At 61.9% G+C, this 9,270-nt stretch carries 16 protein-coding genes; 4 read left to right on the top strand and 12 right to left on the bottom strand.

The genetic code is table 11. From position 1 onward, the window contains the following. Positions 1-53: 53 nt before the first annotated feature. From terL to B2515_RS07895, 12 genes are all read right to left on the bottom strand, one after another. Complete coding sequence (terL, locus tag B2515_RS07950; protein ID WP_293875536.1) at positions 54-1,454, bottom strand: phage terminase large subunit; 1,401 nt, start codon at positions 1,452-1,454, stop codon at positions 54-56. Beyond that, a complete protein-coding gene (locus B2515_RS07945; RefSeq protein WP_293875535.1) occupies positions 1,441-1,911 on the bottom strand; it encodes a DUF2280 domain-containing protein in 471 nt (156 codons plus the stop codon). Before B2515_RS07945 ends, terL begins: the two co-directional genes overlap by 14 nt. A gap of 14 nt (positions 1,912-1,925) precedes the next feature. Then, positions 1,926-2,537 (bottom strand): putative metallopeptidase, encoded by a 612-nt coding sequence (locus tag B2515_RS07940; protein WP_293875534.1) that lies wholly within the window; start codon positions 2,535-2,537, stop codon positions 1,926-1,928. After that, positions 2,534-2,761, bottom strand: coding sequence for a hypothetical protein (locus B2515_RS07935; protein WP_293875533.1), 228 nt, complete (start codon positions 2,759-2,761; stop codon positions 2,534-2,536). The genes B2515_RS07940 and B2515_RS07935 overlap by 4 nt, the downstream gene beginning before the upstream one ends. Further along, positions 2,758-2,952, bottom strand: coding sequence for a hypothetical protein (locus B2515_RS07930; protein WP_293875532.1), 195 nt, complete (start codon positions 2,950-2,952; stop codon positions 2,758-2,760). The genes B2515_RS07935 and B2515_RS07930 overlap by 4 nt, the downstream gene beginning before the upstream one ends. Beyond that, complete coding sequence (locus tag B2515_RS07925) at positions 2,949-3,215, bottom strand: hypothetical protein (protein WP_293875531.1); 267 nt, start codon at positions 3,213-3,215, stop codon at positions 2,949-2,951. The genes B2515_RS07930 and B2515_RS07925 overlap by 4 nt, the downstream gene beginning before the upstream one ends. Positions 3,216-3,306: 91 nt before the next feature. Continuing rightward, positions 3,307-3,864 (bottom strand): hypothetical protein, encoded by a 558-nt coding sequence (locus B2515_RS07920; protein ID WP_293875530.1) that lies wholly within the window; start codon positions 3,862-3,864, stop codon positions 3,307-3,309. Next, positions 3,861-4,082, bottom strand: a complete 222-nt coding sequence (locus B2515_RS07915) for a hypothetical protein (RefSeq protein ID WP_293875529.1) — start codon at positions 4,080-4,082, stop codon at positions 3,861-3,863. The genes B2515_RS07920 and B2515_RS07915 overlap by 4 nt, the downstream gene beginning before the upstream one ends. Next, positions 4,079-4,228: a hypothetical protein gene (locus B2515_RS07910; protein WP_293875528.1), complete on the bottom strand. Its 150-nt coding sequence runs from the start codon at positions 4,226-4,228 to the stop codon at positions 4,079-4,081. Before B2515_RS07910 ends, B2515_RS07915 begins: the two co-directional genes overlap by 4 nt. Positions 4,229-4,355: 127 nt before the next feature. Further along, positions 4,356-6,626 carry an AAA family ATPase gene (locus B2515_RS07905; RefSeq protein WP_293875527.1) on the bottom strand — a complete coding sequence of 757 codons (2,271 nt, stop codon included), beginning with the start codon at positions 6,624-6,626 and terminating at the stop codon, positions 4,356-4,358. Next, positions 6,623-6,922, bottom strand: coding sequence for a hypothetical protein (locus tag B2515_RS07900; RefSeq protein WP_293875526.1), 300 nt, complete (start codon positions 6,920-6,922; stop codon positions 6,623-6,625). The genes B2515_RS07905 and B2515_RS07900 overlap by 4 nt, the downstream gene beginning before the upstream one ends. Positions 6,923-6,938: 16 nt before the next feature. Then, positions 6,939-7,217 (bottom strand): hypothetical protein, encoded by a 279-nt coding sequence (locus B2515_RS07895; protein WP_293875525.1) that lies wholly within the window; start codon positions 7,215-7,217, stop codon positions 6,939-6,941. A gap of 297 nt (positions 7,218-7,514) precedes the next feature. Between B2515_RS07895 and B2515_RS07890 the strand changes: the two genes are divergently transcribed. From B2515_RS07890 to B2515_RS07875, 4 genes are read left to right on the top strand one after another with little or no spacing between them, the layout of a single operon-like run. After that, positions 7,515-7,784, top strand: coding sequence for a hypothetical protein (locus B2515_RS07890; protein ID WP_293875524.1), 270 nt, complete (start codon positions 7,515-7,517; stop codon positions 7,782-7,784). Continuing rightward, positions 7,781-8,062, top strand: a complete 282-nt coding sequence (locus tag B2515_RS07885) for a hypothetical protein (RefSeq protein WP_293875523.1) — start codon at positions 7,781-7,783, stop codon at positions 8,060-8,062. Before B2515_RS07890 ends, B2515_RS07885 begins: the two co-directional genes overlap by 4 nt. Further along, positions 8,059-8,313, top strand: coding sequence for a hypothetical protein (locus tag B2515_RS07880; protein WP_293875522.1), 255 nt, complete (start codon positions 8,059-8,061; stop codon positions 8,311-8,313). Before B2515_RS07885 ends, B2515_RS07880 begins: the two co-directional genes overlap by 4 nt. Beyond that, positions 8,310-8,777, top strand: coding sequence for a hypothetical protein (locus B2515_RS07875; RefSeq protein ID WP_293875521.1), 468 nt, complete (start codon positions 8,310-8,312; stop codon positions 8,775-8,777). Before B2515_RS07880 ends, B2515_RS07875 begins: the two co-directional genes overlap by 4 nt. The last annotated feature ends 493 nt before the right edge of the window (positions 8,778-9,270 follow it).

Genomic DNA, 9,270 nt, shown 5'->3' with positions numbered 1-9,270 from the left:
GCTTTTGGCGGGCTATGTCCGATAAACACGATTCTCGGACATAACTTTTGCCGTCAGCGGGTCATGAACCAGCCGCCCGATTGGGCCAGCGAAACGATCTCGAATGCCCGCGAGGTGGCGTCCGCTTCGTCGTCGTGCTTGGCGACGGGGAAGCCCTCCAAGTTAGCGAACCACCCCTCGTTCCATGGTCCACGCAACACGTCGACATTCCCTGCCTCAGCCTGCGCAGAGAAGGGGCCGAAGCGAGTGACCTTGTCGCCTGTCTCAGTTGATGACCTGACGATATACCCACTTAGCATCTTGGCGAGCGTCGCCACCTGTGTCTTGCCAGCTGACCCCGGATCTTGAGGGAGGGATATCTCAACCTGGTATCCGTCATAGCTCGCCGTGTTGAGAATGAACCTCTCCATACCGGCCGGGCTGGTGCGATCGGTTCGGCTATCGGTCACAATGTACCGGTCATCTGGCGTTCGCCCAATAAGCACCCCAGCCAGATAATCGGGGTCGGGGTTTTCGGGGCTGGGCGTCGTAGCTGCCAAGTCCCATCCGCGGCCCCATACGGTCCCGGCCGGCACGGCATCGACCACACGGCACCATGACCGTTGAAAGTACAGGCCTGCCGCTGGCCTGATCTTCCAGTTGCCGCCAAGCAGGCGCTCGCGCTCTACCATCGGCAGGGCCAACAGCGACGCCATGTAGCCGGGGTCGGCGGCCATCAGCGCTTTGTTATCCGTCAGCTTGGCGGGGATGAATGTAAGCGACTTGGCCGGGATCGGCACCTGCTCGCCGTTCTCGTTGAGCATGGTGTACTGCTCAAGCTCGGCAGGAGCATCAGCCCAGCGCAGGTCTTCGCCAACGCGGACGAACCAGCGCAGCTTCCCAGCGCGCTCGGGTATTGCCTGCCCAGTGTCCTGATCGATCCACCAACTGATGAGGTCGGCGACCCAGCTATCTGCGTCAGGGTTGCAGGTGGCGCGTATATAGGGCCGGACGCCGCACATCGAACGATTGCGGCTGACCATGTACCAAAACTGCGTCGGGGTGAAATGCGTCAGCTCGTCGAAGTTGATGAGAGGTATCTGTGAACCCTGCCAGTTGAAGCGCGTCTTGTCGTGTTCGAGGTGGGCGAAGCTGCACGACGCCCCGGAGGGGAAGGACCACGACAGCACATGCTCTTTCGGGTCGGCGCCCATCTGCGGATAGAGGACCGCGCTCTCATCCCATAAACCGCCCTCGTTACGGATCTGCACCGTCGATCGACGGAAGGTGACCGCCCCGAAGCCAGGGTTATGCACGTGGCGCAACGGCTCCATGAGCAGCGCCCACGTCTTGCCGCCGCCAGCCGCACCGCCATAGATCGCAATATCGGCCGGCGATGAAAGGAAGGTGGTCTGCGGTCCGGCCTGCGGAATGATCGTCTGGCCAGCGACGATCCGCGGATCAGCTTCTGCCATTGTCAGGCAGCGCGAACACGGCGACCGCGGGCGCGGCGGTCGGCAGATCCTTGCCGTCCTTACCCGTCAGCTCGCGACGGTTGGTGTAGGCGTTCCCCATTTCTTCCGCCGCCTGCTTATGTAGCTGCGCCGCCAAGACGAAGTTCCCCTTGCGCTCCGCCCCCTGCGCCATGCGGTAGAGCGCCCGCAGCCGTGTTGAGCGGTGCGCGATGGGGACCTGTGTCGCGTCGGTGATGAACCCAGCTCGCGCCGCCTCAAACATCTCTCGCCATTTGGGCGCAAGACTCTTGCCGGCATGCTTGGTCGGGTCGTGGCCCTCTACTGCCTGCCGGGAGACGTCGACGCCAAACTCCTCCTTGACGGCCGCAGAGACTTGGCTGGGGGTGTCGAACATCGCCAACCCGTTGACGATGAAGCGCTTTACCTCTTCGGGGATGCTGGGTTGCTTAGCTGCCATCGGTCAATCTTCCGTCAAGCCACGGCGCGCAGGCAGGTGCCGCACGTTCCAGAGATAGTTGCTCGCATCAAGGTGGGGCGGGCGTTCGCGGCTTCCACCATGTCTTCGACGCCGGCAGCCGCTGCACCATACCGCGCGACGACCCCGACGAACTCTTCTACGTCGTGCCCGCGGATGGCGAACTGCGGTCGCCCATCCTGTCCGAACTTCGGCATGCCGTGGACGTCGCGCTTCTGTCCACAGTGGTACAACTCATGCTCGACCAGAGCGCAGAAGCTGGCATCATCCATCATGCTTGCCGCCGGAGCGTAGAACGTCAGAAGGAAGTCAGGGACCGCGCCGAACCACTCTTCGATCTGCTGCGTCGCTCGGGCCTTCTGCCACTTACCCATTGCCATAGGCGGCATAAGCTCAGCCTGGCCAATGACGCTGCGCATGTTCCGGCTGTTGTCGACGTTGGTCCATAGAACGCCGATCTCCGCGTCCAGTAGATGGCGGTGATCCTCATTCGTCAGGCGCCCGTCTTCGGCGATGAACGTGTCGATGATCCACTCGCGCAGATCCTCCGCTGGCTCGAACCGTTCTTCGATATCCGAAATGCTGTCAGGTGGTGATGGGCGCGTCATGTCCTGATCGTCTTCCCTACATATCGCCCCTTGGCGATGACCGTCACAACAATGCCGTCCCGGATCACCAGCCGCTCGCCGTGCCTGCCGATAAGACACCTAGCCCCGAACTCCACCGCGCTTGCCAATGCCGGCGTGTTCATCTCGGCACGGACCTTCTCGATATCCACCCCGTAGACGCGCTCGATGAAGCGTAACACGGCGTGATCGGAGATGCCCGTCACAGGACCGGCCCTTCCGCATCGGCCCACTGGGTCACCCCATGCACCTCGCGCCCGACAGCATCACGCCAGCCATCGCACCATGAACCCAGGATGACGCGCCCGGCCCACAATAGCACATCCCGCCCGTCTTTGCGGTCTTCGGGGATACCGGCGATCGGGAACCACTCGATCTTGATCGCGAGCCCGTTCATTCCGCCACCTTTCGGCTGTGCGCTAGCATGTCTGCGATTTGGCCGCGGATCGCATTCACAAACACCGCAGCGGCCTCCGATGCGTCCTCAATCTCCCCTGAAACCGTGCCGTCCATGCCAATTTTCAAAAGACATCGGCCGCCCGTTCCCATAAGCTGGAAGGAGCCAGCTGGTTCTTGCGCTGTCAGCCGTATGATTGCTTGCGGTCTTGGGCTCGAAATGAATTCCATATCATCGTCCTCAGCGGTGGTGAGCAGGGTCATCGCGGCAGGCACCCGACAAGGTACAGCAGGCCGACGATCGCCAAGATGAAGGTAATGCAGCCACAACAGCCGCCGCTTTCGGTTCGCTGGCTCACCGCCCCGCCTCCTTTTCGAGAGCGCGCCCGCGTTTGATGGCGTCTTTGAGCAGACGGACAATGCGATCATGCGACACGCTGTCGTCGTTGCCATAGATCATCCCTTTGGCGATCTTTGCAGCTTCCACACCATCCACATCAACCGGCTCGGGCAGCAGGGCGACGATGGCGCGGGCTTCGTCGTAATGCGCGGCAGCGTGCGTTATGGCCTCAAATTCGTAAAACGGCTGTCCAATTGAACTATTGCCGCCCATACGCCTCACAAGCGCAATCATCCGCTCCACCACCTCCGGACCCACCTCAGCCCCGTTTGGGGCTGTGGCACGGCTTAGCGTGGCATAGTGGGGGTGATCGGCGGGGAGGCGGATCAGATCGACGTTCGGCCTGCCGGTGTTGAAGGACCAAGCAACCAACGCGGGATCGACCTGACACGAACGCCACGTATGCCAGCCGACAGCGTTGTGAACCATCATCGGTTGCGGACCATCCCCCAACCACTCCGGCCGCTTGCCATCGACCCGGATTTCCGGACCCCAGTTGATCTCCCCGTTCATGCGGAGGGGGCCGAGGTGGGGGTGGCGGACCAGCATGTGCCGTCGTTGCACTGGTAGCGATCCGAACACGTCGCCTTAGCACCAGACGCGAACATGTGGCCGCCGATGGACCGATCATGCCCGCATTCCAACTTCAGCAGCGTCGAGCGCTCGCGACGCACAAATTCAACAACCTTACGCCATTTCATCTCACTCTCTCCTGCGAAGTCGTTGGTCACCGGGCGAGCTCCATCCGGATGTAAGCCGCGGCGTGTATCGGACTGATCCCGTACTTCCGTGCAGCAGCGTCGGTGCTGGTGCGGGCGAGGTCTGCCCGGGATGCCTTGCCGATCGCGATCAGGAAGTCGGTGAGGGGGAAGGTCATGGTTCCATCCCCGTGATCATCCGGCCCGGACACCCGGACAGGGTATATATACCCCTGTCCGGGGTGTCCGACCTGTCCGGATTATGGCGGACAGGTTGTCCGGACAGGGTGTCCGCAGGGTATCCGCTCACTTTATCCTCCAAGCAAAATCGCCATAAACCCCAACAATTCCAAGGGCTTGGAGCCGGTCACGGTAGCGGCGTATTGTGCGAGCTATGGTGTCCGGTGACTTATCCGGGTCAGACAGTGCAGAGGTTGTCCGCGACACCCATTCGGACAGGCGGCAAACTCGGGTTTCAAAGCCGAATGTCAGGGCCTTTTCAGGCACATCGTGACCACGCGTTGACCCAGTGTCCGCGAGTGTCCGGCACAGAGTTTCAAAGGTGATGCGCTGCCCATCGGACAGGGTATCCGCCTTCTTGTCCTGGAGGATCTTGCTGTCGCTCCCAACGACGACGCACGAGGTGACCGGCCGGCCTTTCTCGTCTTCACCCAGCTCAACAACGCGCAGTTCGAACACCACTGGTGGAGCTGGTTCAGCGTCCTTCTGCTTCGTCACCTTGGCTTGCTTGGGGCCGCCCTTGTCCTCAACAAGGATGATGGTGTCGCAGGCGCCCCACAGCGATCCGTGTCCGCGCGGCGTCTCGTTCGTGCTGTCCTTTGGACGGTGGTGGATGACCATCGTCGTGCAGGCGAACATGGCTTGAAGGCGGCCAACGTTGTTGATGTACGCGACCATGTCGGAGCCGATCTCGTCACCGCCACCGAATGTGCGCGCCAACGTGTCCACGACGATCATCGCGATCGGCAGGTTATACCGCTTCGCAGCCTCCTTGATCGTATCGATCAGAGCATTCAGATCGCCGTCGTCCGCGAGCAAGTTGATTTCAACCGGGATCAGGGCAAACGGCAGATCCTTGACGTCGTGATGCTTACGGAAGGCCGCGACACGCTGCCGGAGGCCCCGCTGCCCCTCTGCACCGATGTAGATGACCAAGCCCTGCTCAACGTCGCGATCACGCCACGCCTGACCACCAGCAACGTGCATGGCCATGTCGAGCGCGAAGAAGCTCTTACCGCAGCCAGGGTGGCCGTAGACGAGACACAGGCCCTGCGAGGGGATCAGATCATCGACGAGCCAATTCGCATCAAGCTGTGCGTCAATCTGGTCGAACCATTCCAGCGGCAATAGCTTGCCAGAACTGGCCTTCTCAGCGGCCACTTCCTCAACGATGTCGAGGTCATAATCAGGCTCGGCGTCGCCAGACTGAACCCAATCCGGCATCTCCTGATAGCCTGGGTCCTGTTCATGGCCACGGAAATTGCCCTGCACGACGTTAGCGCCGCGCTGCTCACGTCCAAGGGTGCGGTAAGCCTCCTTGTGATCGCCACCGTGCTTGTAATGGACATAGAGATCATAGGCGTCGCCGAAACAGCCGCTCTTGCACTTGGACCCAAGGCCGGACGCGGCGTCGCTGGCCGACAAGCTGATCCATTTGCCGTCGATGACGCGGGTGGCATAGGTATCGCCAGCCTGCTGCGGAGAACGCCAGTCGTCGCCATTGCGCGGGCTTTGCTGGTAGTCGCATAGAGCGAGCATTGTCTCGACGCTGGTCGACGCATTGAACGTCTCGATGATGTTGGCGCCGTCCTGCCGCGGCTTGGCAGCATAACGCTTCGCCGCTTCTGCCTTAAGCGCTTCGCGTTCGCGGTCATCTGCCGCTCGCTTTTGACGAAGCGATGCGATGCCCCCCGCAACGATGCCACGACGAAGATCGAGCCCAACCGCGTCCAAGCCGCTGTGCGCAGACTGGTAGTAGATCGGCTCGCCCGCCTCATCGCGAAGTGGCGTGCCGTCCTTATATGCCGCCGGCACGTTCGGGAGGTAGATGGGCTGCCCGGCGCGCGAAAGCGCATGGTCCATCGGAATGCCCGAGGCTTCCATGAAGGTAAACAAGGCAGTCTGCGCATCAAACCACTGTTCGAACTGGCAAGGCTCGTCCAGTGGGAAGACGATGCGCCAGCGCTGGTCGCCGTCACGAGAATGTGCGCTGGAATAAACCAGCCACGCCGAACCGTCCGAAAAAGCCTCTGCCGCCGATTGGATAGCAGCTAAGGCGAGGTTGCCCTTGTCGATGTCGCCAACGAGCGCGACAAAGGAGCCATGCGCGCGCTGCGCTTCATGCGAGCGCGCGTCATAGTTGTGGTAGCTGGACGCAAGGAAGGCGTTGCCGGCCATCTTGGGCTTAGCCTGGGGCTTGCTCTCAAAAATCGAGGCAAGCGTGATGGTGCGATAGTCTTCGCCGGTGTCGATGTGGGAGTCGTGCTGACCTGCGAAGGTCGTCACTCGAAAACCGTTCCAAGACGGCGCGGCGTTGCTATGCACTGTCGCCATCATTTGTCCTGCTCGTGCCAGCGGTCGTGGCAATCACGGCAGAGTCCAACCAGCTCGAACAGGAACTCAGCGCGGATATGGCGGTAGGACAGGTGGTGAACGTCGCGGGCGGGCTGCTTGCGGCAACCCTCACAAAGCCCACCGCAGCGCTCCAAGACCGCCGTGCGCCGCTCAAGCCAAGCGGGGCTGGTCAGGTAGCTGTCGTATTCGGCGCGTGCGACCGGCTGCGCTCGATTGGCGGCGCGGTTAGCGATGTCTTCCAACTGATCGCGACGATCGTTGATGTAACCGTCGACCAACGCCTCGCGCTTCTCATTATCGATCAGCGTAATAGTCAGGTGTTCGACAGTGCGATAGGCGAGGGACTGCGTCGTCGCGATACCGCAGCCCCTGCAATAGCGCTTGCGCGCGCTGATCGGCGAGCAGCTTCGCCGCCATCGCAGGCGACACCCGATAGCTGCCGGCCAACTCTTCCGCGGTCATCGCGGCGAGGCGCTTGTCGGTGCAGCCGACCAGCAGCAGCGTCAGGTTGGTGACCGACTGCGCGACCGTCATCGGCTGCTTGGGTTGAGGGCGTTGTTGGAAGCGGCTCATGCGACACCCCGCCGCGCACGCTCAGCGCGCTCCCAATTATCTTTACGCTTCGTCAGCCGCCAAATCGGGTCATTGGCGTAGAGCCATCGACGACGAGCAGCCCGCTGCTCGTTCTGCCAGTCGGCATAGAGGCGGTCTGTTTGGCTCACAGCGCCACCCCGCGCTTCGGATAGGCGTAAACGGGCAGGCCGCCAGTGACTGGCGTGCTGACACGGTGAAAGGTGAAGCGCGCATTGCCGTTACGACAACCGCGCTGGCACCGCTGCCACCGTCGACGAAGCCAAAGCCGAGATCGACATGATCGAGGATATGGACCGTGATCTGTCGGCTGACGAGGAAGCGGTCATCGACAAGCTGGTCGAGCGCGCCTCACTGGAGTTCGACCGCGACGTTCTGAAGCGGCTACGCACACACGTCGGCCACCTGATTTACGCCATCGACCGGGGCTACTTCGGCGACGCCGCGCAACTTTCGACCAGCGCCTTTATCACGCCGCTCCGTGAGTTCGTGGACCCCGCCGCCCTCCGCTCTGCCGCCGAAGCCGCCCGCGCACAGGTGCAGGGGTGAGTGCCGGTCAGCGCCGAGAGGGCGAAAGCAAGGCCGCGTACCGCCTGCGCATCTGGCACGCCATGACGCCTGCTGATCGTGATTACGATCGGTTCGTAGCCCGCAGCATCCCACAAGGTGCGCACTGGTCGGCGGAGACTGAGGGTGGTCGGCAGATGCAAGCCGAGCGCGATCGTCTGATCGACGAGGCCACCGATAATGATGGCTGCTCCTGCCACATCAACCCGCCGTGCGGCTTTTGCATGCGCCAGTCCGACGAAGAGGACGCCGAGGCATGAACGCCTACAGCACAATCGCCGCTGATCGTTCGACCAGCATCATCCCCAGCCTGAAGCGCACGATCAAGTCGCTTCCGGTGACGCAGCAGATCGCGATCGTGCAGTTCGTGGTCGAGGCCGCGGACTTCGCCGACTTCGATCAGCACGCTCTCGACAATCTGGACGATGCCCTGACCGATTGCATGAAGCAGTCGATCTACGCCGACCATGCTGAGGACCGTGCGCTGCATGGTGTCGAGGTGGTGGCATGATGCACGACACCATCACCTATAGCCATCTCGATATCATCCGGTCGGCTCGGGACGCGGCGCAGCGCCTTGGCCTTGCCCCGGAAAACAATTTCGACACGCTGGAATCCTACTGGCGCGATCCGGCGCCGTTTGATGCCGCCGATGCTCTGTCCGACACCACCCCCGATAGCGCTGTAAGCGGTTCCGCGGAGGTCGGGGAATGGCGGTCGGTCGAGCAGGAAGCCTTGCGAAAGGGCCTGCGTCGCTCGCCAAAGTACTATCCCACAATCGGGGAATGGTGCCGCATGTCCGGCCCGAACTGCGACGACGCCGACGGCTTCACATGGGCCGACGTTGAGGTTCTGTGGTGCGACGACCTGTTCGTCGTGACCCGTGTGCCGGGCTGTTGGCCGACAGTCACCAAGCTGGAACTGGCGCTGTTCGAACCTGCCCGCAAGGCTCTGACGGAAGGGCAGCAATCGTGAGCGGGGATTGCTTCGAGGCATTGCATGAAGCCGTCCGGTTGATTGCGGAACCAGCCAACGATCTTTTCAGTCGCGACCAGTTCTCCGTCTTTGTCGGCCATCATGGCGCGTGGGATATCTACGCTAGCGAGGCCGATGTGTGCGTCGCTCTCCCGGTTGATCCAGCTAGCGGTCACAAGGCGTCGATGTTCGGAACGCTAGGCCAAGCCCGTCGCATCCTCGCTAGGAGCAATCAAAATGAAGGGTGATCTTCGTTGCGTCGAAGGGCGCTTGTGCCGGCATGACCCGCAGTTTGACGACCCGGAATTGGAGACGGACATTGGCGAATGCCCGGATTGCTCCGGCGACGGATGCGGGGACGATGGCGAACCAGTCAGTAAGGCCGGGCGATCGGCAAGGTGGCTAGCATGAGCAGCGAACCGGAAAACCATCTAGAACAGTACGATTACGACGAACCCGAGGAAACCTGTTGGAATTGCAGCGGTGAAGGGTT

The organism is Sphingomonas sp. UBA978, assembly GCF_002292295.1.
Taxonomy (GTDB): domain Bacteria; phylum Pseudomonadota; class Alphaproteobacteria; order Sphingomonadales; family Sphingomonadaceae; genus Sphingomonas.
Note: the sequence above shows the minus strand (reverse complement) of the source record. Positions and strands in the feature narration are given on the sequence as shown.